The following is a 26597-nucleotide window of genomic DNA, read 5'->3' as shown; positions in this document are numbered from 1 at the left end:
ATATTTTGTCTTTATGAGTAAAAACATGTTTTTTAAAGGGTTTTGGATTTTATTTACATTAGTTAATTTATATTTATTTGTTTATTTAATTTTCTTAAAAAAGCGAGAAGTTGATATTTCTAATAAAACGAATATTGCTTTATTTATTCCGGGAGTTATTTCAGGATCTCCATCTTATAAAGAAATGTATGATTCTTTGCTTGAATTTAAAGAAAAGCATAAAAATATTGAAATTAAAGTTTTAGAAGCTGGATTTAATCAGAGTGAGTGGATAGAAATGCTTGAAAAATTATTAACTTCAAAAAAATATGATTTTTTAATAACTACAAATAATGCTATGCAAGATATTGTTGATAGTGTTTCAAGTAATTATCCTTATACCAAGTTTTTAATTTTTGATTCTTTAGTCAAAAATACCAACAATCAAGTTTATTCAGTTTCTTATAATGTTGCAGAAGAAGCATATATTTTAGGATATTATGTAGGCCTTTTTTTAAAGGAATTTAATTCTGGTTTAGGAAATGTTGCTCTGATTGCAGGGCAAGAATATCCTGTTATGAGAGATTATATTTATTCTTATTTCAAAAAAGGTATTCTTGATGTGGGCGTGAATTCTGAAGTTTATTATAGAGTTTTGGGCAATTGGCATGATAGCAATTTAGCCAAATTGTTATCAGATTCTTTGATTAAAAATTCAGGTACTTTGGTAATACTTCCTATTGTAGGGCCTGCTGTTGAAGGAGTACTTTCTTCTGTTAGAGGAAATAATGTTTTTGCTGTTCTTTTTGATAGTGAGGATTATTTGGACAATAAAGAAAACATTATTGGTTCAGGAATTACAAATCAGAAATATTATGTTTCATATATTTTAGATAAGGCGCTTAAGTCAGAGATTAACTATGGTAATTTTGATATTTTTGGTATAAAACATAAAGGAGTTTTATTTAATACTTCTAATTCTTTTTATTTAGATCAAACCAGTCAAAATCTTAAAGACGACCTTTTAAAAAAAATAGAAGAGATTAGTGCAAATGGTATAAAAATCAATTTGGAACAAAATTAATGGTAGAGTTTAAAAATATAGTTAAATATTTTCCAGACATTGATAAGCCTATTTTAGACAGCATTAATTTAAAGATCGGAGAAGTTAAGATTTTTACGGTAGTTGGTAAAAATGGAGAAGGAAAGAGCACTTTAGCTAAGATTATTGCCGGACTTATTGAATTTGATAGTGGTGAAATATTGGTAAATGGTGTTAAGCAAAAAAATTGGAATGTAGATAAGGCCAAAAATAATGGTATTTATCTTGTTTCTCAAGTCCCTAATTTGAAAATGAATTTAAGAGTATGGGAGTATTTGAGTATTTATTGGTTTGGTTATGCGTTTTTTATGCCAATGAATAAATCTAAGACCTATAAATATTATAAATGGCTTATGCAATTTTATAATATTTCTTTTGATTTAGATAAGAAAATTAAGGATTTAAATATTAAAGAGATTTATTTTTTGCTTATTATTGCTTCTCTTAAAGAGAATGCAAAAATAATTATATTTGATGAGAGCGCTGCTTATTTTTCCCAAAAAGAAGCACAATCTTTCATAAAATTGCTTGTATTGCTTAAAAAATCAGGCATCGCTTCTTTTTTTATTACTCACAGTGAAATCGCAGATGCTGTAAAATTTAGTGATGAGTTTATTGTTTTAAAAGATGGAAAGTGTTTTAGGACAATAAACAAAGAAACAATATTGAGCAAACTTGAATCATCTAGTGATAGAGTCTTTTTTACAAATATTAATTTTAATAAATTTGAAAAGGATTCTATTCGATTTAATCTATTTTTTGAAGATTTTTGGAAATATGATGTTAGTTTTTCTTTAAGTAAAAGAGGTGTTTTAGGAATAATTGGCGAGGAAGCTGCAATTAAAACGTGGGAAAAATTATTCTTAGGAGAGCTTTTTTTTGTTGGAAGCATTAAAATTGATGGCATTAGATATGAGCGAGTAAATATTTTTGAGTGTAAAGCTGGATTTTTACCCTTAGGTATTGGCAATTTATTTCCCGATAATAGTAGCATATTGGATAATTTTTTAGCTAAATTTATGAATTTTGAAAATAAAATTTTTATTAGACAGTCTTATGTTAATAAGATTAAAGATTTTTTTAAAAAAAAAATGGAATTTTATAGTAAAGAGGAAATATATAGAATTCTTTATTCCAAATCTTTAGCGTTTTCTGGAGGAACTTTGAAGAAGTTTGCTCTTTACAGAGAAATGTATATTGCAAAAAGTTTTTTAATTTGTTTTTCCCCTTTAAGTAATTTAGATCACAAATCTTGTAATGAAATGTCTGTTGCTATTCGTAATTATTCAAAAGAAAAGCCAGTTCTTTTATTTACTTCCAATTTGGATGAATTACTTTTGCTATCCGACAACATTTTAGCAATGAAAATGGGAGAAGTTCTATTAAATGTATCTAGAGAAGAGCTGAGTAAAGAAAAATTAAAGGAATTGCTATTTTTATGATCTTATTTAGAAATAGCTTTATGGCATTCATTTTTTCTTTTTTGATATTAAGTATCAGCTATTTTTTTGTTGATTTTTTTCAATTTTCTTATATTAAGATGATATCTTGGCGCTTTATTTTGTTTTTAATCATGGCTACTGGCATTACCACTTGTGCCAAGAGCAATTCATTAAATCTTGGCAATGAGGGTCAAGTTTATTTTGGAGCATTTTTAGTTTATATATTTTCAAGTTTTTTTGGATTAACATATTTTAATTTTATATATTTAATATTTTTGAGTTCTTTTTTTGTAGGACTTTTAGGACTTATTCCTTTTTGCATTACTTTTTTCTTTGGATTAAATGGAGCTTTAACGGGTCTTTTAATTTCTTATGGAAATCAAAGATTGGTAGATGGATTTATTTCAAATCTATTAAAAATAGATAGTTTTTCTAATCAGACAAAAAGAATTAATAGTTTGTTTGATTTAGATTCATCACTTATTTATTTGGTTTTATTTGGTATGTCAATTTGGCTTTTTTATGTTTTTATGCATAAAAAAACTATTTATGGTCTTCAGCTTGAAATATTAAACAATAAAAAAAAGATAGATATTTTTTTCAACATAAATGAATTTAAATATAAATTTTTTGCTGTATTTGGTAGTGCTTTTTTAAATGGCCTTGCAGGCTCTATGTTTGTAGTATTTTTTAAACAGTATTTGTTTTTAGGATTAACTTCAGGACTTGGTTGGAGTAGTTTAATTGTTGCTGTAATCTCAGGATTTAATTATATTTATGTATTATTTTTTAGTCTATTTTTTTCAATATTAATCGAATTTAATAATTTTCTTAATATAAACTATGATTTTAAGTATGAATTTATTGGTCTATATCAATCAGTTGCTATTTTTCTATCTTTGTTTTTGATTAAAACTAGGAAAAAGTAGATGTTTGGTATTTTTGCTCAGGCTCTTGTATTTTCGTATTTAGCACTTGGAGCTCTTTATACAGAGAGAATAGGGCTTTTGAATGTATCTATTGAAGGTATTTCTTATCTTTCTATATTCTTAACATCTTTTTTTATTTATTTTGGGTATGGAATTTTTATGTCAACCATTTTTACTCTTTTTATCAGCTTTTTGTTCGGATTTTTTTTATCTTTCCTTGTAAAGAAAAATTATGATATTTTTATAGCGGGAATAGGTATTAATATTTTTTGCTATTTTTTTGTTGATTATTTGATGAAGAGTAATTTTAATTTCATTCCAAGCTTTACCTTAAATTTATTTGGAAATTTTGAGGTTATTGCTTTTATTGTTGTTTTTGTTGTTTTTTTATTTATTACTATTTATGTTATAAGTTATTCAAGAATTAGGGCGGTTTTTGAATTTATCTCTTCGGGGAATTATGAAGATATTTTAGGTGAAAAAATAAGCAATCGGTTCAAATCTTTTGCAATTTTTGTATCAATTTTCACAGCAAGTCTTGCTGGTTCATTTCTTGCTGTAAATCTTAATGCTTACTCTTATAATTTAGGATTAAACAATGGCTGGCTTGCTATTTGCATTTTATATATTGCATTTTCAAAACCTTTATTAATTTTTCCGATTTCTTTTTTAGTAGTTTTTTTTGAATATCAGTTTTTTCATACTCAAGAATATATAAATTCTTATTTTTCCCTTTCTTTTCCATTTTATGTAGCAATAATAATAAATATATTGGTTTCGTTGTTTAAGAAAAAAGATAAATATTAGTTTAAGTTCCGCATGTTGTGTTTTGAATTGTTTTTAGTGTGCTAATTTGTAGATATAATTCTTTTATTTTTTGCCTATTAAAATAATAAAAAGGTATTTGTTTAATTATTTCTAAATTATTTAAAAAAATTGTAAATAAGGTGTCGTTATTGAGTATTAATTGGAATGTTGAAGTTAATATTGTATTAAATGCTGCATTTTCATTATTTATAAGATGATAAATACTTTTTTTAAAAAGAGCATCGATTGCTATAAATATATTTTCTTTGAACAATTCTTTGCCGATTTGGAAAAATTTAATTATGTAGTTCATTGAATTTTCAACTTCTCCTATTAAAAAATATGCCCAAGAGATATCTAAAAAGTTTTTTTTATCTTTAAAGTCTATTACTTTTAAGTAATCTTGGGATTTAATAATTGCTTTTTTCCAGTTTTTATTTAAATATTCTAATTCTGATAGCAGAAGGTGAGCATCAGCTTGATTTTGATCTATTTTAATTATTTTTTTTAGATTTGCTATTGCTTTATTATATTTTTTGGATTTTTTTAGTAGCATTGATTTTTGATAAAGTTTTTCTATTGTATATTTGTTTGCTTGTTCAGCAGTTTTTATTGTTGATGTTGTTGCATAGCAAATATCTGTAATCAAAGCATAGAAAAGTGTTATTATTATTGTTTTTCTCATTAAATTCCTTCTTTTATTTGTTCGACAATATCTATTAGCATATTTTTATATCTATTTGTTAATGGATATAAATTCAGTTCGTTTTTAAACTCGTTTAAATATTTTAAAGCAATAATAGTCGAGTTTCTTATTGATTTTGATGAATTTATCATGTTTGTAAGTTTAAATATTTCTTTTCTTGTCCTGGAGTTTTTGATATTTTTTATTTGATTAAGTTTTGCAATAATTTTAGGTTCAAATTTTTTTTCTTGTAAAAAACAAATTATTGGTAAGCTTTTTTTCCCTTCAAGTAAGTCATCTCCGAAATCTTTACCATTAATTTTATTTTTAATATTTTTGATATCATCTATTATTTGGAAATAAACACCAAGTTTTAAAAATGTACTGTAAAATTTTTTAGCTTTATCTTCATTATTTGTAAGTATTGCAGCTAGAAAGCTAGCCATTCCGAAAAGCGAAGCTGTTTTTAATTCTACTAAAGAAATATATTCTTTAATGCTTGGAATATATGATTCGTTGTGAAATTTAATATCAATTCCTTGTCCCAGGTGAAGATTTGAAAGAGTTGTAAAGAAATTTTCATAAATCAGTAATTTTTGATTTTCTTTCAAATTTGATTTTTCTATTAATTTTGCTGGTAAAAAATAAATTAAATTACCAGCGTTTATACTGTTATCTATTCCGTAGATTAAATGTATGGCTGGTGTGCCGCGTCTTTTTAGCGAGTTGTCTTCAATGTCATCAATAATTAAACTTCCAGAATGAGGAAGTTCAAGTAGCAAACTTAATTGATATATTAATTTGTCATTTTTTTCTCTTAAGCCTAATGCGTATGCTAGAAGGACCATTATCATTGGTCTTATTCGTTTCCCACCCCTATTAATAATTTCAATTGCCGGTGCTTTAATATAATCAAGGGTATTTTTTTTTATTTTAAAAGTAAACTTTAAATCTTTATCTTTGAATAAATTTAGAAAATTTGTTGTTGAGAAGATGTTATTAATATTTTTTTCAATATTTTTTAAAAATAGTTTATTTTGCATAATAAGAATTATAATGAAAAAGTATAATAAAGTGTATTGAAAGGATTAATATGCGTCGCTTGGATGATGAGTATTCTCAAAAAGCTAGAAGAGAAGGCTATTTGGCAAGGTCTGTGTACAAGTTGATGGAAATTAATGAAAAATTTTCTTTATTTTCTTATGGTAATGTTTTAGATATTGGTGCATCGCCTGGGAGTTTCTCTCAATATGCATATAAAAAGCTTAAAAAAGGTATTCTTGTGTCTGTTGATATTAATGATATTGGCCTTAGTTATGTTGATAATTTTTATTTTATAAAAGGAGATATATTTTCAGATGATACAGTTTTTAAAATTAATTCGCTTGGGCCTTATAGCCTTATAATTAGCGATGCAGCTCCTAGAACTACTGGAAATAGACTTGTAGATACCAGTAATTCTTTTAACTTAAGTATGAAAATAATAGATTTATCGCTTGAAGTTTTACTTGAAAAAGGAAGTTTGCTTGTTAAGGTTTTTCAGGGGGGAGATGAAATGCAAATTTTTAAAAGATTTGAAAAATATTTTAAATTTGTAAAAAAAATTAGGCCCAAGGCTGTAAGGAAAAATTCTTTTGAAATTTATTTTTTAGGTAAAATTTTTGGTAAGTAAGTTGATCAAATTGTTAATCAGCAATTCAAAGGTATAAAATATGTTGAGAAAAGAAAAGTCTAAGGATAGAAAGTCGCAACTTCAAGTTGCAGGGTTTAAAATAGGTAAAGAAAGTTATGGGGTTTCAATAGAGCATATTAGAGAAATTATTAAAGTTCCATCGGAAGGAGTTTATGCTATACCAAATGTTCCTGAATATATTATAGGCATTTATAATCTTAGAGGTAGCATTATTCCTTTAGTTAATTTGAATATTAGATTTGGGGTTCCTTCTATTTCTGTAACAGAAGAGGATATGCTTTTAACAGGATACTTAATAGTTAAGATTAAAAACAAACTTTTGGGTATTTTTGTTGATAGGGTTCTTAAAGTTATTAGTTTTGATGATTCTAGAATTCAAGAACCACCTGCTACTTTGCAAACTTTAGATAGAAGGTATATATCTGGAGTTGTAAAACTTGATGAGGCTGATAATCTTGAGAGCGAATATTTAGTGTTAATTGATATCGCGAAAATTTTTGATAAAGGTGAATTTGACAATATTCCCTATAAAGATCAAAATGAAGAATAAAATTCTTCTTTGTATTAATACTTTAAAGTCGGGATCTAGTATTTTGGGAAGTGATATTAAAGTTTATCTAGAGACTAAATATTTTGTTGAGGTGGTATTAATAGACGTTAGCAAGCCTTTAGTTTCTTTCCCGAGAGAAAATTTTCTTTTTTTAATAACTTTGGGAGGAGATGGAACAGTTCTTTTGGCTGTTAATTTGCTTCTTGAAAATAAAAATTTTAATATTCCAATTATTTCGATTAATATGGGAAAGGTAGGGTTTTTAGCAGACATTAAGATTGAAGACTTTAAAAAAGTCATAGATAGATTTTTTAACAACTCTTTAGTTATTAATAAAAAATTTTTGCTTCATGTAGCAGTATATCAGCAAGGTAAAGATGTAATTTCTAAATATGCTTTAAATGATATTATTATTCGCTCAAGCGTTCTTAATAAAATGATTTATGTAGATCTTAAAGTTAATTCTGAGAGTTTTTTGTCATATAAAAGCGATGGAGTAATTGTATCTACTCCAACAGGTTCAACAGGATATTCTTTTTCAGCAGGAGGACCTATTTTGGAAGCAGATCTTGAGGGATTTTTACTTACACCTATTTCTCCCCATTCTGTTTATAATCGTTCTTTCGTATTTTCTAAATTTAGCAAACTATCTCTTTCTTTTTCAAAGGAATATTTTGTAGGATCAGTATCAATTTTTTTGGATGGAATTAATTTTGGTCCTTTTGGAGTTGATGTTGTTTTTGAATTTGAAATTTCTGCTCAAAGCTTAAATTTCGTTTCATTTTGTACAGATACTTTTGTCAAGAGATTAAAAAACAAATTATTGTAAATTCAATATTTTTTTAAGTAGTGAATTTACAATAAATATTGTTTGTTATTTAAATATTTAATTTAATCTAATCTTGTTAAAGATTAGATTATTTTGTATGTTTTAAGACTTGACGCTTTTAAAAAGCAGTTAAAATTTTACATAATTTACTATAAGGATATTAATGTTTTGTTTATTCTTGCAGAATTAATGTTCCAAGGGTGTTTTTTATAAATTTATAACTTGTTAAAATATTTAATATATTTGTTGGTAAAATCAATATATTGGACAGCTTATAAATCATCTTTGTGTGAATATTTAGGCAGGTGTTTATGGATTTAATTGATAATGAAAATTATAAAAAAATAGTGTATATTAATAATCTTGTTTCAAGGACTTTAAATGATATAGCAATTATAAAAGAAACTAACGGATTCACCTCAAATGCTAAGCTTTCATTTGATCTTATTGATTTCAATTTAAATGTTTTAAGCTATATTTCATCTTTAAATTATTTTTATACTAGGCCTAGATTGAAAGTAAATTATTCTATAAAAAAAGTTTTGTCTGGATTGATTTCTGATTTTAGTTTAGTTATTAGCCCTGCTCTTCTTATTAGCCCAAGAGAGTTGATTGAAACACCTCAGACTCTTAATTTAAACCCTGAAGAGAGGTTTTTGATTGTCAAAAAATTGGGATATTTAATTGATTTGGCTAAAAATTTTAGTAAAAAAGATTCTAAAACGCTTGTTTTTCTTGAGGATATTTATCTTAAATTTATTGTTTTTTCTAAAAATATTATTGATTTTAGAGATTTTTCTAAAAACTTAAAACTTGAGAGTCCTTATTATAAATTTCAATTTGAACATCTTATTAAAGTGTTAGAACTTTTAGAAGAAGGAGCATTTATTTTAAGAAGTAAATATGAGCTTAGCGGATCTCATGGATTTGGGTTACACTCTCTTGGGTATCTTGAAGCTGGAAGAGTTTTGGCTACCATAGCCTCCCAAAAAGAAGCTGCTGAAAAATTTTCAAGGTTTCATGAGGTTTGGTCTTCAAAGTTTAGTTCAGATTTAATTAAAGCGAAATAGATAGATTAAAATGGGAGAAAGTATTTAGATTGAGTTTTAATGTGGAAGAGGGCACGATTAAATTCAGGAAATTAAAAATTTTTTTAATCTTGAGTTTATTTTTATTATTTATAATTTTGGTCGATTTTTTAGTAAGATCTACCATGAATGTATCTAATTTTTATGATTTTAAGAATTTTGAAAACAAACCTGATTATAAAAATATAAATTTAAGCAAGAATGTTTTTATATTAAATAAGGTTTTAAATCTTAATTTTAGAGAATCTTGTTATTCTCTTGTAAGTGATAACTTAATAAGTTATTCGGATTATTATTATGTGATTTCTAATTCTGGTGGAGATTATTCTGTTTTTTCTGCCAAAAACAGTAAATTTTTATTTACACTCAAGTTTAAAGATTTTGTTTTTGTAATAAATAATTTGGTTTTTACTTTAAACAATTTATATAAAACTTTAGAGATTTATGATTCTAGCGGCAATAATATATTGGTACTCAATTTTTTGTCCTCAATTTTAAGTGTGGACTATAACAATGAAGTTTTAGTTTTAGGACTTTCTAATGGAGAGATTTATATATATAAACATGGCAAGACAGTTTATATGGAAAATTTTTTAAAGAAAAAATTTCCAACATTTTTTGTTAAATTAAGTTTTGATAATAAATATTTAGTGTTATTAAAAGGTAGTTCTGAGTATTTTTTAGAAGTAATTGACTTAGAGAGCAATTATAAAAAAATTTTGGAGTTAAACAATGTAACTATTAATAGTTTTGATCCTTTTATAAAAATAGATGATTATTATAATTTATTTATTGAGGGTAAAAATTCATTTGTAGTTCTGAATATTAAAAGTGGCAAAATATTTAAAGTTGAAAATAAAAATTCTATTTTAGGGGCATCTTATGATTATTTTCAAAATATTTACAGAGTATATTCTTATTCTGAGAGTGAAAAAATTATTAATATAAAAACTTATTCAGCAAATTCTTTTAGATTATTTGATAATGTCTTTATTAAAGATGAAGTAAGCTCTTTTGTTAAATTTGGAGAGGGAATTTTGTATTTTAATGGCAATAATGATTTAAAATACTTAGGATTAGGGCAGTGATTTTAATTATTTTTATATTACTTTTTAATATTTTAGATTTATATCCATTTTTGGAATTTAGAAATGATGAAAAATTTGCTTTAGTTAAAGATTTTTGTGCATTGGATAATAATAAGTTAAATATTGGAGTAAGATTAAGACCTTTGGAGAAGGCCGTGTCTGTTTTTTCAAATAATTATAAAATTTTGTATTCAAAAAATAGGTTAGATAATGAGAGTAGTATTTTAATTATTTTTGACAATGACTTAAATTTGAGTTTAGAGGTTTTGGGAGGTTTTTTTTATAAATTTGGAAAGATTTTTTTAAAGGATAAAAAGAGTGTCATTGATCTAGTGGTTAGTGATTTTAATACTGAAAAGATTATCAATCCTTTGTTTGTTCTCAAGAACAAAAACAATGTATTTTCTGATACGGTTTATATTTTGGGTAAGGTCTTTTTAAAAGGAAAGGGTGATGATGAAAGATTGGAATTATCAAAAGACTTGAATTTAAATGTCGATTCTGGACAATACAGTCTTTTGTTATATTTTCATACTCAAAAAGTAGAAGCTTCTAGTAATTCCCTTAAAGGAATTTATTATTTTGAGATTGTTTTAAACAATAAAAGTATTTTTCGTTCAGATTTTCAAAATATTTTTTTGAGTAATAATACATATGTTTTATCTCAAGAGAAAAATTATGGATTAGATGTTTTGAATATTAAAAAAGATGACGGATGTCTTAAGATAAATGATCTTAATTTTATTAAGGGTAGCAATGAGATCAAAATAAAATATGGCGATGTTTATGGAAATGAAAAAAAAATAATTTATAGGTTTAAATTAAATGAATAATAGTATTTCCCATTTTCCAGTACTTCTTGATGCGATTTGTAAGCTTGTAGAAGATTTACGCGTAGAAGACAATTTAATATACATTGACTCCACTCTTGGGGAAGGTGGCCATGCAAAGTCTATTCTTGAGAAATATGACTTTTTAAGTTTGGTTGGAATTGAAAGAGATTCTCAGATTTTAGATAGGGCAAAGCAGTTTCTTTTTATGTTTGAAAAGAGAATTACATATTTTAATGATTGGTTTGATGATTTTTTCATCAATTACCCTTTAAGTGCCAAGGCTAATTTTATTTTGGTTGATCTTGGTATTTCTATGTTTCATTACAAATATAGCAAAAAAGGATTTTCTTTTCTTGAGGACGAGCCTTTGGATATGAGACTTTGTTCTTCTTCTTGCAGCATTAGTGCGGCTGAGATTGTAAATACTTTTACTAAAGAAGATCTTGAAGATTTAATTTATAATTTAAGCAATGAGCATTATTCTAGAAAAATTTCTAAAGCTATTGTAGAATATCGAAAAATTAAGAAAATACAAACTACAAAAGAGCTTCAATCTATAATAAGCAAAGCTTATCCTTTTTCAAAAGTTAGAATTAATCCAGCTACAAAAACTTTTCAAGCGTTAAGAATTTATGTAAATGATGAGCTTGCTAGACTTAAAAGGAGTTTGCCTTTGTGGATAGAAAATTTAGCCAAAGATGGAATTTTAGCTATTATTACGTTTCATTCGATAGAGGATCGTATTGTAAAAGATTTTTTTAGAAGTTTAAACTGTGATTTGTATGCTAAGATTTCAAAAAAGCCCATTAAGCCAAGTTTTGATGAGATTAAAAAAAATAAGCCTTCAAGGAGCGCTAAACTTAGAGTTGTGAAAAAAATTTTATGAATAGTATAAGTAAGATTGAGTTTAAAGTTTATTGCATTTTAATTTTGATACTAACAATTATAGTGTGTTTTAATATTTATTTAAATTTCAGATATGTTGTAAGACTTAGAGAATTTAATTATTTAGATAATGAACAGGAAAGTGTTATTGACGATAATTTAAGATTATTAACAGTAATATATGAACTTGAAAATATTAATAGAATAGAGAATTTTTGTTCTGGAGATTTAAATTTGGAAAAAAAAGATAATAAAGATATAAATATTTTTGTTGAGTAAAAGATTTTAGAATGAGGTTTGAGTGCGTATAAAGATTAAGGATATTTTAATCTCTTCTAAAGATGTGAAGTTTGTGGGGAATATAAGAAATATTGAAAAGATAGTGTCTTTTTATTCGTTAGATAGTCGCGAAATAAAGGGTAGTAATATAAATGACAGCCTTTATTTCGCTTATAAGGGCAATAAAGTAGATGGATTTTCTTTTGTTAAATATTTAATTGATTTGGGTGTGAAGTGCTTTGTATGTTCAAGAAATCATGAATCTGAGTGTATAGAATATTTAAATAATAATGAGGAGTTAGTTTTTTTGCTTACAAGTGATGTAATAAAGCTTCTTCAAACTTTGGCATCGTTTCTGATTAAAAGGACAAGCTTTAAAAGGATTGCTATTACAGGTAGTAACGGGAAAACTACAACCAAAGAGATGCTTTATAGCATACTTTCGAAAAAATATAAGACTTACAAAACTTGGGGTAATTTAAATTCTGACATTGGACTTCCTCTTAGTATTTTACGGGTAGAAGGAAATGAAGAATACGCTGTTTTTGAGGTTGGGATCAGTTATGTTGGAGAAATGGATCTTTTATCTCAAATTTTAAAACCAGAAATTGTTATTATTACTAATATAAGCTATGCACACATGCAAGCTTTCAAAGAGATACAAGCCATTGCTTTTGAAAAGAGCAAAATAATTGGTAAGAATATTGAAATCTTTGTTGTAAACGAAATGAATGATTATTGTGTTTATTTAGAAAAAAGAGCAAAAATCGAAAATCCAAATGTTGAAATTGTTTATTTTGATTTTGAAAATCTTAATATTAAATCATTTTCTTTTTTGGAAGGAAAATTTTCTTATGATTTTGTTTACAAAGGGTTTGAGTATTCTATTTTATTGTTAGGTAGGCATAATATTTTTAATGCCATAGGTTGTATTAATTTAGCCTTATTTTTAGGAATGAGAGAAAAAGAAATAAGAGAAGGTCTTGTTGAGACTGATTTTCAAAAGGGTAGGGCAGAAATTTTGACAAGAAATGGGTATTTAATTTTAAATGATTCTTATAATGGCAATATGGGTTCTTTTATGGCTTTGAAAAATATGATTTTAGATCTTAATATTCAAAATAGAAAATTTATAGTTCTTGGATCTTTTAAGGAGCTTGGAGAATTTACATACAAAGCGCACAAAGATTTGATTCAAGAAGCTGTTTTAATGAATTTTGATAAAATTTTTTTAATTGGCGAAGAATTTTTAGATGTTAGAGATTCTGAGAATTTAGTTGAGAAATGTTTATATTATTTTAATGAGTTTGATAAATTTATTGAATTTTTTTTAAAAAGCTTAGAACCTTCAGTTTTTATTGTCATTAAGGGTTCAAGGTTTAATAGGTTGGAGAGAATTTTAAATTATATTTAGACAATAATGAGGTTCTTATGTTTTATCTTTTAGGTTTGCGGTTACTTAAATATATTACTTTTAGGATGGCTTATGCTACGATTTTTGCATTCTTATTGTCTTTGTTTGTAGGTCCTCATATTATTTTAAGGCTAAAAAGATTAAGAGCCGATCAGATTTTAAGAGAAGATGGTCCTAGAAGACATTTGAGCGAAAAAACAGGAATTCCTACTATGGGAGGCATTCTTATTTTTTTTTGTGTTTTTATCTCTTTAGTGTTTTGGAGCAATATTTTAAATGTTTATTTTTTAATTATGGTTTTTGTTATGCTTGGATTTGCCTTTTTAGGATTTATGGACGATTTTTTGAAAATTAAAAGGAAGACTTCAGATGGGCTTAAAGCTCGATTTAAGATTTATGGGCAAATAATATTTTCTTTTATTTCTGTTGGAATTCTGTATTATTTAGGGGATGAGCATGTTAGTATAATCTATTTCCCTTTTATTAAGTCTTTTCAAATAGATTTAGGAATATTTTATATTCCTTTTGGCATGTTTATTTTAATTTCTGCTTCTAATTCTTTTAATTTAACAGATGGGCTTGATGGACTTGCAATTGGGTTGAGCATAGTTATAACAGGAGCTTTAATGATAATTGCATATCTTACTAGTAGAGCTGATTTTGCAGCTTACTTGCATATTCCAAATATTAAAGGTTCTGAAGAGCTTGTAATATTTCTTGGAGCTTTGCTTGGAGGAAGTTTTGGATTTTTATGGTTTAATGCTTATCCTGCTAAAATTATGATGGGGGATACAGGCAGCCTGGCTTTGGGAGCTATTCTTGGAATGGCGGCTTTAATTTTAAAAAGTGAAATACTTTTTTCAATTCTTGCAGGTGTTTTTATTATTGAAACTTTGTCTGTAATTATTCAAGTCATGGTTTACAAAAAAACCAAAAAAAGAGTATTTAGAATGGCTCCACTTCACCATCATTTTGAAGAACTTGGATGGTCTGAGATGCAAGTTGTTATTCGATTTTGGATAATAGGATTAATATTTGCTATACTTGCTTTAAGTACAATAAAAATTAGATAATTTGTTATGTTTGTAGAGGTAAGTTCACTTAGAATATGTTATTTGCTTGTTTTGCTGCTATTAGTAGCCTATGGGCTTGTAGTTTTTTACACCTCTTCCTTTTTTTTAAGCTTAGAACTAACAGGAAATCCAAATTTTTTATTTTTTACAAGACTTAATTATCTTTTTTTGAGCTTTATTGTTTTTTTTGCTTTTGAGAGAATTTCTTTAAATTTTTTTAAAAATTCAATATTTCCTGTATTGATTATAACCTTTTTTTTAATTATGGCGACTTTTTTATCTCCAAGTATTTCTGGAGCAAAGAGATGGATATTCTTTCAAGGTGTTAGTATTCAACCTTCTGAGATTTTTAAAATATCTTTTACTATTTATCTCTCATCTTATTTGAGTAAATTCGATTTAAGAAAAAATAATGGTATTTCATACTGGTTAAAGCCAATGTTTATTTTTGCAATTTTTTGGGTATTAATAATTTTGCAAAACGATTATTCAACAGCTATTTATTTTGCTATTCTTTTTTTTATTGTTTTGTTTGTTTCTAATATGGCATTTAGTTATGTTTTTGCCATTGTGATTACTTTTTTGCCGGTTTCTGTTATATTTTTGATGCTTGAGCCTTATAGGGTTTCTAGAATTTTTGCCTTTCTTAATCCTTACGACGATCCTTCAGGCAAAGGTTATCAAATAATAGCATCTCTTAATGCTTTAAAGAGTGGGGGAATTTTAGGCAAAGGTTTAGGGATGGGAGAGATAAAACTTGGGAAGCTTCCAGAGGCTAATTCTGATTTTATTTTTTCAGTTCTTGGGGAAGAATTGGGATTTTTGGGTGTATTTTTTGCTATAAGTTTATTTTTTTTATTTTTTTGTACTGGCTATTTTATAGCTATCCATTCTAATAACAAGTTCAAATTTTTTATTGCATTTATTTCAAGTCTTGCAATTTTTCTTCAAAGCATGATGAATATTCTAATTGCAATTGGTCTTTTGCCTCCCACAGGAATAAATTTGCCTTTTTTTTCATCAGGAGGTTCTTCTATTGTTGTTACCATGGCACTTTCTGGTCTTATTTCAAATGTTTCAAGGGATTTAAGTAATAATTGATTGGATTTTTCTAGTGTGTAAATCGGATTAGTTTATGATTATTGAGAGAAAATTTTTAATTAAATATATATATTTTTCAACGTCTTTAATTTTTTTTGAAATAATAATTATTATTTTTGTGTCTCCTTATTTTTTGATTAGATATATTAGCATAAATAATGATACTTCTCTTTCTAAAGAAGATATAATTAAGATTTCAGGAATTAAGCCTAATACTTATTATCATAATGTTAATGTTAGAATATATGAGGAGAATCTTAAAAGAGATTTAAGAGTAAAGAATGCTAAGGTTGATCTTAAGTTTCCTAATAAAATTAATATTAAAATAGAGAAAAGAATACCCGTTGCTGTTGCTTTAGAAAATGTAAATGGTAACATTACTTATTATTGTATTGCATCAGATGGTGTAATTTTGGAAAAAAGTGAGTATTTAATTTATGATTTACCTATAATTAGTGGATTAATTTTGAATGATAATAATGTCGGAGATTTTCTAGAGGATAGAATGCTTAATGTTGTAAGAGGTCTTAATTATCTTAAAATAAATCAAAAATATTTGTATAATTTAATATCAGAGGTAAATTTTTTAAAATTGAATTTCTATGATTATAATGTAATTTTGTATATTAAAAGCATATATAATAAAATATTGATAACAGTTGATATGGATTTAACAGACGTGATGCATAAAGTATTTCTTGCAGTTGATTTGCTTAAAGGAAAGCCTGGTGTTATAGATTTAAGAAGTGGTGATATCATTTTGTTAGGAGAAAGTTAGTGTCTAGGAATTTGATAGTAGGTTTGGATGTTGGAACTTCAAAAATTTGTACTGTTGTTGCTGAAGTAAATTTGAATGATCAATTGGAAATAGTTGGAATAGGCACTAGTATATCAAGAGGAGTTAGGAAGGGAGTTTTAATAAACATTGAAGCTGCTCTTGATTCAATATCTAATTCTATTGAGGCTGCAGAGCTCATTTCAGGGTGTGATATTACATCGCTTTCAGTTTCTATGTCTGGGAGTAGTGTTGAGGGAACCAATTCGCGTGGTGTTGTTGCAATAAATTCAAGAACAAGAGAGATTAACGAAGAAGATGTTGATAGGGTAATCGAAGCTGCAAAGGCAATTGTTATTCCAATGGATAGAGAAATTCTTCATGTTATTCCTCAAGAATTTATTGTAGATGGAATACCTCATATAAAAAATCCAATAGATATGATGGGTATTCGTCTTGAAGGAGAAGTGCATATTATTACAGGATCTAGCTCTTCTAGTCAGAATTTAGTCAGATGTGTAAATCGAGCTGGATTTGCAGTTGATGAGGTTGTTCTTGGAAGTTTAGCTTCTTCTTATGCAACTCTTTCTAAAGAAGAGCGTGAGATGGGTGTTTTGTTTATTGATATGGGTAAAGGAACTACTGATATTATTCTTTATATTGACGGTTCTCCTTATTATACAGGTGTAATTCCTATTGGTGTTAATAGGGTAACTCTTGATATTGCTCAAGTTTGGAAGGTTCCTGAGGATGTTGCTGAGAATATTAAAGTAACAGCTGGCATTGCCCATCCATCTATTCTTGATAGTCAAATGGAAACTGTAATTATTCCAAATCTAGGGACTCGACCCCCTCAAGAAAAAAGCAGAAAAGAGTTGTCTATAATCATTAATTCAAGATTAAAAGAAATCTTTGAAATGATGAGGGCGGAAATACTTAAACGTGGGCTTTATAATAAAATTAATGGTGGGATAGTTTTAACAGGTGGGGGAGCTTTATTCCCAGGTATTTCTAATTTAATAGAAGAAGTATTTCATTATCCTGCAAGAATAGGTTTGCCAATGAGTATTAATGGGATTGGAGAAGAGCATATAGATCCTAAGTTTTCTTCAGCTCTTGGTCTTGTTCTTTATAAGCATGAGCAACAAAAATTCAATAAATTAAAGAAGGTAAGCAGTAAAGTTAAAAGAAAAAATAAAATATCTTCAAAGTTGAAAGGTTGGTTTTTGAAAGAATGGTTTTGACCAATCATGGAGGAAGCGTTAATGAAAGATTATAATATGATTGATGGCCATACAAGAAGATTTGATTCTACTACAAATCCCACAATTCTTAAGGTGATTGGTGCAGGAGGAGGAGGTAGTAATGCTGTTAATCGTATGATTGAATATGGAGTAAGAGATGTTGAATTTATTGTGGCTAATACTGATCTTCAGGCTCTCCAAACCTCTATTGCTCCCATAAAAATTGCTCTTGGAGCAAAAGTTACAGCGGGGCTTGGTGCTGGAGGAAAGCCTGAGATTGGGCAGGCTGCCGCAGAGGAAGACATAGATGTTATACGTAATCATCTTTCTGGTGCTGATATGGTGTTTATTACTGCTGGTATGGGTGGTGGAACAGGAACCGGAGCAGCTCCGGTTATTGCGCAAGTTGCAAAAGAGCTTGGAATTTTGACAGTTGGAGTTGTGACGAAGCCTTTTAAGTTTGAAGGTCCTAAGAAATTAAGACTTGCTGAGCAAGGAATAAATAATTTAAGAAAGTCTGTAGATACATTAATTATCATTCCAAATCAAAAGCTTTTAACTGTTGTTGACAAAAGGACTACTATTAAAGATGCTTTTAAACGTGCAGATGATGTTTTGAGAATGGGTGTTCAAGGTATTGCAGGGCTTATTATTGAACACGGAGAGGTTAATATTGATTTTGCCGATGTTAAAAGTATTATGCAAGGGCAAGGTGATGCTTTAATGGGAATCGGATATGGCAAGGGTGAAAACAGAGCTGTTGATGCTGCAACTTCTGCTATTAGTAATCCTTTACTTGAGGAAGTGCGTATTGAGGGGTCTAAAGGACTTCTTGTCAATGTTACTGGTGGTGATGATTTTTCATTGCTTGAGCTTGAAGAGATTATGGGAATAATTACTGCTAGTGTTGATGATGAGGCTACTGTAATATATGGCCATGCTATTAATTCAAATCTTGAAGATGAAATTTATGTTACAGTTGTTGCTACAGGTTTTGCATCTAAAAGGCAAAAGGAAATATCCAATTCGCCAGAAAATAATACCTTAAGTTCTAAAGAGTTTGACACTTTAATGTCAGGTACTCAAAATATTCCTTCTGGATCTTATGAACATCAAGATTCTTCTTTTGCAGTAAAGTCTAAAAATGTTAATTATTTTGATGATGATATTGATGTTCCAACATTTCTTAGAAATTTAAACAAAAAAAGTAGCGATGATTAGATGAAAATTTTTTTGTTAATGCTTATTAATTTATTTGTATCTTGCGGAAATGAATCTAAGGAAAAATTGAATCTTGGGCTTAGGTTAAGAGAATTGGAAATTTCAGGCGGTGGATCTGAATCTAAAATTGAAGTTTATAAGGAATTTGTAGAAAAAGAAGATAAGAATATTTTAAAGATAGTTAATTCAATTGATAAAAAAGCCAGGTTTTTCAATTTGATTGGGCTTGAATTTTTTAAGCTTGGGCAATACGGACCCTCTATTGAGTATTTTGGTAAAAATTTAGAAATCAACCCCAATAGTTATTTGTCACATTTTTACGTAGGTGTTGCTTCTTATAATTTAGCTAAAAATTTAAAGATAAAAAATGAAATTGAAAGATACATGATTCTTGCTGAAAATTCTTTTTTAAAGTCAATTTCAATTAGAAATGATTTCAAAGAGTCTCTTTTTGCTATTTCTAATATGTATGTATATGAACTTGATAAGCAGCTTGAAGCTAAAGAGTATTTAAATAAGCTTGATAATATGGGTGAGGATTATTTTGAGTTTTTAATGTTAAGAGGTGCAAATTATTATTCGCTTGGTGATTTTGGTAATGCTATATTGTTTTATGATAAAGCTAGTAAAAAGGCTGTAACTGAAGAGCAAAAAGAAGGTGTTTCTAGGATCATGAGCAATTTGAAGTAATTATTTATGATGAAATTGCTTTATATTGATAATTTAAAATTTTTAAAAAGCAAGGAAAAACTAAAGCTTTTTATTAATTTTGATTTTAATGATATTATTAAATTGACTCAAAAAGACATTGAGGCTTATCTTTCAAGATCATTTAAAAGATTATTTAGGCTGCCTGATTTAAAGTTAATAGAATTGCAAGAAAAAGTTATTAGAAGGACAAAAGCCAAAATTGCTATTCTAGGATCTAAGATTTACCCTAATAAGCTTAAGAGAATTTATGATCCCCCTTTTGCTATTTATTACAAAGGTAATTTGCCTAATTTTTCTTCATTGTCTTGGGCTGTTGTTGGTTCGAGAAGAATTAGCAAAACTCTTGCTGAGAGAACGAGAGAGTTTTCTGCACATCTTGCAAGAAATGGTGTAGAGATTATTTCTGGATTTGCAATTGGGGCTGATATTGAGGCCCATATAGCTGCAATTAATGAGAATAGGAGGACATTTGCTGTTATTCCAACAGATATTGACAATATTTATCCTAAGCAAAATCGAAAATATGTTTTTAAGCTTTTAGAACAAGGGGGCGGAATAATTACTGAGACGTTGCCTTTTGATAAAATTCAAAATTATTTTTTTGCTAAAAGAAATAGATTAATCTCAGGCTTGTCGGATGCTATTTTTATAACTTATGCGCCTTTAAAATCGGGAGCTTTGATTACAGCTGAACTTGGTCTTGACCTGGGGCTTGACATTTATGTTTATGATTTAGATTTTTGTGGCGATGGAGCCGTTAAATTGTATAGTTTTGGTGCTCAAGAGATAAAAACCATTAAAGATCTTTATGCTTTATTGAATGTTGAATATATAGATTCCAATAAGATTGAGGATGATTCTAAAGAGTATTGTAATTGTAAAAATGTATCTGATTTTCTTATTGATGAACTTTTAAACGAGATATATAAATAGGGGGGTAATATGAGCTTTAAAGGAACTACAGTTATTGCAATAAAAAAAAATGGCAAAACTGTGGTAGCAGCAGATGGACAAGTAACTTTTGGACATACTGTTTTAAAGAGTAATGCTATTAAAATACGAAAATTGCTTAATGGAAAAATTTTGGCAGGATTTGCAGGTTCAACGTCTGATGCAATTACTCTTTTTGAAAAATTTGAAGAAAAAATCAAGGCAAAAGGTGATGGTTTGATTGACATTAAAAGGGCTGCTGTTGACCTTGCAAAAGATTGGCGTTCTGACAAGATACTTCATAAGCTTGAGGCTATGATGCTTGTTGCTGATTCTAGTAATATTCTTTTAATTTCTGGTACTGGTGATGTTGTTGAGCCTGAAGAGGATGTTATTTCAATTGGTAGTGGGGGCAATTATGCGTATTCAGCAGCTCTTGCTTACATGGAAAATAAAAAATTAAGTGCTTTTGAAGTTGCGCTTAGATCTTTAAAGATAGCGGCAAGAGTGTGCATATATACTAATTCTAACATTGTGATTGAGGAGATTGAAAATGAATAAGTTAGAACATCATATAGTTCCCAAAGATATAGTTGCAGAACTTGATAAGTACATAATAGGTCAAAACGAAGCTAAAAAATTAGTATCAATTGCTCTTGTTAATAGATATATAAGATCTAGACTTCCCAAAGAAATAAAAGATGAGGTAATGCCTAAAAACATTATTATGATTGGGTCAACTGGTATTGGAAAGACTGAGATTGCAAGAAGGCTTTCTAAATTAATCAAGGCTCCTTTTATTAAAGTTGAAGCTACAAAATATACTGAGGTTGGTTATGTTGGTCGTGATGTTGAATCTATGGTTAGGGATTTAATGGGCATTGCAGTTAATATGGTAAAAGAAGAAATGTATAGCGCTGTAAGAGAAGATGCTTTAGTAAAAACAGAAGAGAGAATAGTTGAAAGTCTTTTTAAGGGGTCTAGCAATTTTGAAAATGTAGATCCAAGCGAAATAAAGGCGGAAGAAAAGGTAAAAGAGAAGCTAAGGAAAAAGCTTAGAGCAGGTGAGCTTGATGACACTGCTATTGAAATACAAATTTCTAGCAAAATGCCATTTTCTACAATAGAAATATTTACAGGTGGTAATTTTGAAGAGATTGATATGGGTATTGGAGGTTTATTGGGCAATCTATTTGATAGAAAAAAGAAAAGAGAATTGAAGATTAAAAAGGCAAAGGAAATAATTTTAGCAGAAGAGCTTGAGAAATTAGTTGATCATGAAAACATTTCAGATATTGCAAAATCCAAAGTTGAAAATATGGGAATTATTTTTATTGATGAGATCGACAAAATTGCTGCTAAGAATAGGAGTGGTAATGATGTATCTAGAGAAGGCGTTCAAAGAGATATTTTACCAATTATCGAAGGTTCTAAAGTTAATACAAAATATGGTATAGTTGATACTTCTCATATTTTATTTATTGCAGCAGGGGCATTTAATTTAGCAAAACCTTCTGATTTAATACCCGAGCTTCAAGGGAGATTCCCGATTAAGGTTGAGCTTAAGAGTTTAAGCATAGACGATTTGAAAAAAATTTTAAAACAAACCAAAAATTCTTTAATAAAGCAGTATGTTGCAATGTTTAAGGTTTATAATTTGGATTTGAAGTTTAGTGAGGAGGCTATAGATAAAATTGCAGAGCTCACTTTTAATATGAATCTTGAAAATGAAAATCTTGGTGCTAGAAGACTTCATGGCGTTATGGAAAGAGTGCTTGCAGATCTTTTTTTTGAGGTGCCTGGTAGTAAGTTAAAAAAATTTGAAATAAACTTGGACTATGTTAATAAAAAAATACAAATTAACGAACAAAAAGATTTAAATTATTATATAATTTAGTTAAAAGTAATTTTAAAAAGAGGGGGTTCTAATTTGAATGATTTCGAGAGATCTGTAGATTTTTCACACAGATATTTAGATGTTCTAAGCTTAAGACAAGGTGTTATTTCTGACAATATAGCAAACGTAGATACTCCAAATTTTAAAAGAAGTAAAATTTCTTTTGAGTCAGAGCTTGAGAAGGCTGTTTCAAATAAATGTAGAAATGATCTAGACTTGATAAAGTCTAGTGATAAGCATTTGTCTGGAATTAAAAATCCAGAGTATTCAGACGTTAAGCCCCAGAGAGTTCTTGATCACCTTTCAGCTGTGAATAATAATGGCAATAATGTTGATATTGATTCTGAGATTAAGGCGCTTGTTCAAAATCAAATGATGTATCACCTTATGACTAATATTCAGGCACATTATTTTAAAAGCATTAATATTGTATTAAAATAAATTAGTATCTTAAGGAATGTAAAATGGGATTGTTTTCAAGTATTAATGTGGCTTCAACAGGGTTGACGGCACAAAGATTGAGGATTGATGTTATTTCTAATAATATTGCAAATGTTTCTACTTCTAGAACTTCTGATGGTGGGCCTTATAGAAGGCAAAGAATTGTTTTTGCTCCAAGGATTAATAATCCTTACTGGAAGGGGCCTTTTATTCCAGATTATCTTGATAATGGTATTGGTCAAGGAGTTAGGGTTGCAAGCATTGAAAAAGACAAGTCTCCGTTAAAGTTAAAATACGACCCAACTCATCCTGATGCAATAAGTTTTGGAGATAAAAAAGGTTATGTAGAGCTTCCTAATGTCAATTTAGTTGAAGAAATGGTAGATATGATTTCAGCTTCTCGTGCTTATGAGGCAAATTCTACTGTTATCAATAGTAGCAAGTCTATGTTTAGGAGCGCATTAGCTATACTTCAAAGCTAAAAGGAGATTATTGGTGAAAATAGATGCTTTTTTTACAGAGAGTAATATTAATTTAGTTAAAAAAAATCCTTTACATTTTGATGTGAATCTTTTTAGTTCCAAAAGCAGTGATATTAAAACATTTAAAGATGTTTTAATAAATACGGTTACTGATATCAACAAAAGCCAATTAAATGTTTCTAAAGTTATGGAGCAAGCTATTCTTCGACCTAGTAGTGTTGATGTTCATGATGTTGTAATAGCAATGTCTAAGGCTAATATGAATTTAAGCATTTTAAAAGCTGTTGTTGAGAGAAGCGTGAAGGCTTATCAAGATATAATCAATATTCGTTAAGGAGCCATAAGATTTTGAGCAATTTTTTTACTAAATTTTTTGTTTCAGCAAAAGGAATCTTCAAAAAAGCTAGTACTGTTCAGAAAATAGCCTTAGGATTGATTATTTTTTTTGTAATTATTGCTTTTGTTTTTTTGATAGGGTTTTCTACTAGAAGTCAAAGCATTGCTCTTTTTGGGGTTGAAATTAAAGATCAATATCTCTTAGATAGGATATCACAAAGACTTGATAGAGAAAATGTTAAATATTTTTTAAGTTCTGATGGAAGAATTTATTTAGATGATGAGAAACTTGCAAAAAAAATGAGAGCAATTCTTGTCAGAGAAGAGCTTGTACCTGTTCATATGGATCCATGGGCTTTGTTTGATATTGATAGATGGACTATTACTGATTTTGAAAGAAGCATTAATCTTAGAAGATCAATTACAAGAGCTGTTGAACAGCACATTGTGGCTTTAGACGATGTTGATGCTGTTAGTGTAAATCTTGTTATGCCTGAAAAAGCTCTTTTTAAAGATGCTCAAGAACCTGTTAAGGCATCTGTTAGAATTACCCCAAGACCTGGCTCTGATATTATTACTAATAGGAAAAAGGTTGAAGGACTTGTTAAGCTTATTCAATATGCCATTGAGGGTCTTGAATCTGATAATATTGCTGTTGTTGATAATAGTGGAACTATTTTAAATGATTTTTCGAATCTAGATGGAATAGATAGAATAGACTTAGCAGAAAAAGAGCGTAAATTAAAACTTAAGTATGAAGCCATGCTTAGGGGAGAAATTGACTCTGCATTAAGCAAGGTTTTGTCTATTGATAGATTTATGATAGCAAGAGTAAATGTGAAACTTGACACCTCAAAAGAAACCACAGAGTCTAAAGAGTATGCTCCTATTGAGATTCAAGCTCAAGATCCAAAAGCTGCTTATAACACTAGAAAAGTAAGTGATTCAACTATTATATCTTCTCAGACTCAAAAAAAAGAATATCAAGGACAAGGATATAGTCCATGGGGACCTCCTGGGCAAGAAGGCAATACTCCCCCTGAATATCAGGACTTAAGTGATATTACTGGTAAATATAATGAGTCGCAAGAAATTAAAAATGTTGCTTTAAACGAAAAAAAATCTACAAGTGAAAAAGAGCCTGCTAGGATTGTGGGTGTTTCTCTTGGTATTTTCGTGGATGGTATTTGGAATTTTGTATATGATGAGAAGGGAGATTTTATAATAGAAAATGGAATGAGAAAAAGAGAATACAAACCTATGGCATTAGAAGAGATAAAAAATATTGAAGATGTTTTGCAAAGCTCTTTTGAATATAAGCCAGAAAGAGGCGATTCAATAACGGTTAGAAACATATCTTTTGATCGTATGAATGAGTTTAGAGAAATAGATGAAAATTATTTTGCAAGTGAAAGGTTTAAATATCTTTTATTTGTTGCAAGTATAATATTTTCACTATTAATTTTAGTATTTACAGTATTTTTTGCTATTTCTAGAGAGCTTGAAAGACGAAGACGCCTTAGAGAAGAGGAGTTGGCAAAGCAAGCCCATTTAAGGCGTCAGCAAGCCTTGATGGATGGTGGGGATGATATTGGCGTTGATGATGTTGTTGGTGGGATCAGAGAAGGCGATGAGCTGCAAAATAATGCTGAACTTTTGGCCAGGGAAAAACCAGAAGATGTTGCCAAGCTTATAAGAACATGGCTTTTGAAAAATGCGTAGAAGGTAGTAATGGATATGGAAGAAAAAAAAGAAAAGGAGATTCTTGACGTTTCTGCTTTAACAGGTAAGCAAAAGGCTGCTATTTTGTTGGTTTCAATAGGTTCTGAAATCTCTTCTAAAGTGTTTAAGTATCTTTCTCAAGAAGAGATAGAGTCTTTGACATTTGAGATAGCAAAGCTTGAGACAATTACTTCTGAGCTTAAAGATAATGTTCTTTTAGAGTTTAAAGAATTAATGATGGCTCAAGAATTTATTCAAAAGGGTGGCATTGATTATGCAAGAGAGCTTCTTGAAAAATCTCTTGGAACCCAAAAAGCAGTTGACATTATTAATAATTTGGGGTCTGCTTTACAGTCTAGGCCTTTTGAATTTGTTAGAAGAGCAGATCCTGCAAATATTTTAAACTTTATTCAACAAGAACATCCCCAAACAATTGCTTTAATACTTTCATATCTTGATCCCCAAAAAGCTTCTTTTATTCTGTCTAGTTTGCCTACAGAAGTACAAACCAATGTTGCAAGACGAATCGCATTAATGGACAGAACCTCTCCTGAGGTTGTAAGAGAGGTTGAAAGAGTTCTTGAGAAAAAATTAGCTTCTCTTTCTTCAGAAGATTACACATCAGCAGGAGGAGTTGATAATGTTGTTGAGATAATCAATATGGCTGATAGAAAGACGGAGAAGTTTATTATTGAATCTCTTGAAGAGGAAGATCCAGAGCTTGCAGAAGAGATTAAGAAGAAAATGTTTGTGTTTGAGGATATAGTTTTGCTTGATGATAGATCTATACAAAGGGTTTTAAGAGAGATAGATGGTCAAGAGTTGGCAAAAGCTTTAAAATCTGTAGACATTCCTGTCCAAGAAAAAATTTTCAAAAACATGTCAAAAAGAGCAGCTTCAATGCTTAAGGAGGATATGGAATTTTTGGGTCCTACTAGACGAAAAGATGTTGAAGAATCTCAACAAAAAATTGTTTCTCTTATTAGAAAATTAGAAGAACAAGGGGAAATAGTTATTTCAAGAGGTGGTGAAGAAGATGTGCTTGTCTGATAAAGGAGTGT

29 protein-coding genes are annotated in these 26597 nt (G+C 28.6%); 27 read left to right on the top strand and 2 right to left on the bottom strand.

Features of this window, described 5'->3' with window-relative positions; genetic code table 11:
* The first annotated feature begins 13 nt into the window (after positions 1 to 13).
* From OY14_01575 to OY14_01560, 4 genes are read left to right on the top strand one after another with little or no spacing between them, the layout of a single operon-like run.
* Positions 14 to 1063: a hypothetical protein gene (locus OY14_01575; protein AJA90146.1), complete on the top strand. Its 1050-nt coding sequence runs from the start codon at positions 14 to 16 to the stop codon at positions 1061 to 1063.
* On the top strand, positions 1063 to 2523 hold the full coding sequence (locus OY14_01570) for a sugar ABC transporter ATP-binding protein (GenBank protein AJA90145.1): 1461 nt from the start codon (positions 1063 to 1065) through the stop codon (positions 2521 to 2523). Before OY14_01575 ends, OY14_01570 begins: the two co-directional genes overlap by 1 nt.
* Complete coding sequence (locus tag OY14_01565; GenBank protein ID AJA90144.1) at positions 2520 to 3452, top strand: membrane protein; 933 nt, start codon at positions 2520 to 2522, stop codon at positions 3450 to 3452. The genes OY14_01570 and OY14_01565 overlap by 4 nt, the downstream gene beginning before the upstream one ends.
* On the top strand, positions 3453 to 4259 hold the full coding sequence (locus tag OY14_01560; GenBank protein ID AJA90143.1) for a membrane protein: 807 nt from the start codon (positions 3453 to 3455) through the stop codon (positions 4257 to 4259).
* A gap of 1 nt (position 4260) precedes the next feature.
* Here the strand turns inward: OY14_01560 and OY14_01555 are convergent, their stop codons facing one another.
* Positions 4261 to 4944 carry a hypothetical protein gene (locus tag OY14_01555; GenBank protein AJA90142.1) on the bottom strand — a complete coding sequence of 228 codons (684 nt, stop codon included), beginning with the start codon at positions 4942 to 4944 and terminating at the stop codon, positions 4261 to 4263.
* On the bottom strand, positions 4944 to 5987 hold the full coding sequence (locus OY14_01550; GenBank protein AJA90141.1) for an octaprenyl-diphosphate synthase: 1044 nt from the start codon (positions 5985 to 5987) through the stop codon (positions 4944 to 4946). The genes OY14_01555 and OY14_01550 overlap by 1 nt, the downstream gene beginning before the upstream one ends.
* A gap of 50 nt (positions 5988 to 6037) precedes the next feature.
* Between OY14_01550 and rrmJ the strand changes: the two genes are divergently transcribed.
* The 23 genes from rrmJ (at position 6038) to OY14_01435 (ending at position 26586) form a co-directional block, all read left to right on the top strand.
* Complete coding sequence (gene rrmJ, locus OY14_01545; GenBank protein ID AJA90140.1) at positions 6038 to 6616, top strand: 23S rRNA methyltransferase; 579 nt, start codon at positions 6038 to 6040, stop codon at positions 6614 to 6616.
* A gap of 40 nt (positions 6617 to 6656) precedes the next feature.
* The gene (locus OY14_01540) at positions 6657 to 7187 is read left to right on the top strand and encodes a chemotaxis protein CheW (protein ID AJA90139.1); all 531 of its coding nucleotides are present in this window, start codon (positions 6657 to 6659) and stop codon (positions 7185 to 7187) included.
* Positions 7177 to 8016: an inorganic polyphosphate kinase gene (locus OY14_01535; protein ID AJA90138.1), complete on the top strand. Its 840-nt coding sequence runs from the start codon at positions 7177 to 7179 to the stop codon at positions 8014 to 8016. Before OY14_01540 ends, OY14_01535 begins: the two co-directional genes overlap by 11 nt.
* Before the next feature lie 311 nt (positions 8017 to 8327).
* The gene (locus OY14_01530; GenBank protein AJA90137.1) at positions 8328 to 9086 is read left to right on the top strand and encodes a hypothetical protein; all 759 of its coding nucleotides are present in this window, start codon (positions 8328 to 8330) and stop codon (positions 9084 to 9086) included.
* Between the two features lie 29 nt (positions 9087 to 9115).
* A complete protein-coding gene (locus OY14_01525; protein AJA90136.1) occupies positions 9116 to 10192 on the top strand; it encodes a hypothetical protein in 1077 nt (358 codons plus the stop codon).
* Positions 10189 to 11025 carry a hypothetical protein gene (locus OY14_01520; protein ID AJA90135.1) on the top strand — a complete coding sequence of 279 codons (837 nt, stop codon included), beginning with the start codon at positions 10189 to 10191 and terminating at the stop codon, positions 11023 to 11025. Before OY14_01525 ends, OY14_01520 begins: the two co-directional genes overlap by 4 nt.
* The gene (locus OY14_01515; protein AJA90134.1) at positions 11018 to 11911 is read left to right on the top strand and encodes a 16S rRNA methyltransferase; all 894 of its coding nucleotides are present in this window, start codon (positions 11018 to 11020) and stop codon (positions 11909 to 11911) included. Before OY14_01520 ends, OY14_01515 begins: the two co-directional genes overlap by 8 nt.
* Entirely contained in the window at positions 11908 to 12189 is a 282-nt protein-coding gene (locus OY14_01510) for a hypothetical protein (GenBank protein AJA90133.1), read from the top strand. The genes OY14_01515 and OY14_01510 overlap by 4 nt, the downstream gene beginning before the upstream one ends.
* A gap of 22 nt (positions 12190 to 12211) precedes the next feature.
* A complete protein-coding gene (locus OY14_01505) occupies positions 12212 to 13603 on the top strand; it encodes a UDP-N-acetylmuramoyl-tripeptide--D-alanyl-D-alanine ligase (GenBank protein AJA90132.1) in 1392 nt (463 codons plus the stop codon).
* A gap of 17 nt (positions 13604 to 13620) precedes the next feature.
* Entirely contained in the window at positions 13621 to 14676 is a 1056-nt protein-coding gene (locus OY14_01500; GenBank protein ID AJA90131.1) for a phospho-N-acetylmuramoyl-pentapeptide-transferase, read from the top strand.
* A 6-nt stretch (positions 14677 to 14682) separates the two neighbouring features.
* Complete coding sequence (locus OY14_01495; protein AJA90130.1) at positions 14683 to 15777, top strand: cell division protein FtsW; 1095 nt, start codon at positions 14683 to 14685, stop codon at positions 15775 to 15777.
* Between the two features lie 34 nt (positions 15778 to 15811).
* Positions 15812 to 16555, top strand: coding sequence for a cell division protein FtsQ (locus OY14_01490; GenBank protein ID AJA90129.1), 744 nt, complete (start codon positions 15812 to 15814; stop codon positions 16553 to 16555).
* Positions 16555 to 17796: a cell division protein FtsA gene (locus tag OY14_01485; protein AJA90128.1), complete on the top strand. Its 1242-nt coding sequence runs from the start codon at positions 16555 to 16557 to the stop codon at positions 17794 to 17796. Before OY14_01490 ends, OY14_01485 begins: the two co-directional genes overlap by 1 nt.
* Positions 17797 to 17817: 21 nt before the next feature.
* The gene (locus OY14_01480; protein AJA90127.1) at positions 17818 to 19017 is read left to right on the top strand and encodes a cell division protein FtsZ; all 1200 of its coding nucleotides are present in this window, start codon (positions 17818 to 17820) and stop codon (positions 19015 to 19017) included.
* A complete protein-coding gene (locus OY14_01475) occupies positions 19018 to 19707 on the top strand; it encodes a TPR repeat-containing protein (protein ID AJA90126.1) in 690 nt (229 codons plus the stop codon). It abuts the gene before it with no gap.
* Positions 19708 to 19716: 9 nt separating this feature from the next.
* Positions 19717 to 20661: a DNA repair protein Smf gene (locus OY14_01470; protein ID AJA90125.1), complete on the top strand. Its 945-nt coding sequence runs from the start codon at positions 19717 to 19719 to the stop codon at positions 20659 to 20661.
* 9 nt (positions 20662 to 20670) lie between these two features.
* The gene (locus OY14_01465; protein AJA90124.1) at positions 20671 to 21219 is read left to right on the top strand and encodes a peptidase; all 549 of its coding nucleotides are present in this window, start codon (positions 20671 to 20673) and stop codon (positions 21217 to 21219) included.
* Positions 21212 to 22555, top strand: a complete 1344-nt coding sequence (locus OY14_01460; GenBank protein ID AJA90123.1) for an ATP-dependent protease — start codon at positions 21212 to 21214, stop codon at positions 22553 to 22555. Before OY14_01465 ends, OY14_01460 begins: the two co-directional genes overlap by 8 nt.
* Positions 22556 to 22588: 33 nt before the next feature.
* Positions 22589 to 22996 (top strand): flagellar basal body rod protein FlgB, encoded by a 408-nt coding sequence (gene flgB / locus OY14_01455; GenBank protein ID AJA90122.1) that lies wholly within the window; start codon positions 22589 to 22591, stop codon positions 22994 to 22996.
* Between the two features lie 23 nt (positions 22997 to 23019).
* On the top strand, positions 23020 to 23478 hold the full coding sequence (gene flgC / locus OY14_01450; GenBank protein ID AJA90121.1) for a flagellar basal body rod protein FlgC: 459 nt from the start codon (positions 23020 to 23022) through the stop codon (positions 23476 to 23478).
* A 13-nt stretch (positions 23479 to 23491) separates the two neighbouring features.
* Positions 23492 to 23812, top strand: coding sequence for a flagellar hook-basal body protein FliE (gene fliE, locus OY14_01445; protein ID AJA90120.1), 321 nt, complete (start codon positions 23492 to 23494; stop codon positions 23810 to 23812).
* Between the two features lie 14 nt (positions 23813 to 23826).
* Positions 23827 to 25536 carry a flagellar M-ring protein FliF gene (locus OY14_01440; protein AJA90119.1) on the top strand — a complete coding sequence of 570 codons (1710 nt, stop codon included), beginning with the start codon at positions 23827 to 23829 and terminating at the stop codon, positions 25534 to 25536.
* Between the two features lie 15 nt (positions 25537 to 25551).
* Entirely contained in the window at positions 25552 to 26586 is a 1035-nt protein-coding gene (locus OY14_01435; GenBank protein ID AJA90118.1) for a flagellar motor switch protein FliG, read from the top strand.
* Positions 26587 to 26597: the final 11 nt, after the last annotated feature.

The sequence above is a fragment of the Borreliella chilensis genome, from assembly GCA_000808095.1.
Classification (GTDB): Bacteria; Spirochaetota; Spirochaetia; order Borreliales; family Borreliaceae; genus Borreliella; species Borreliella chilensis.
This window is presented reverse-complemented; position numbering and strand designations above follow the sequence as displayed.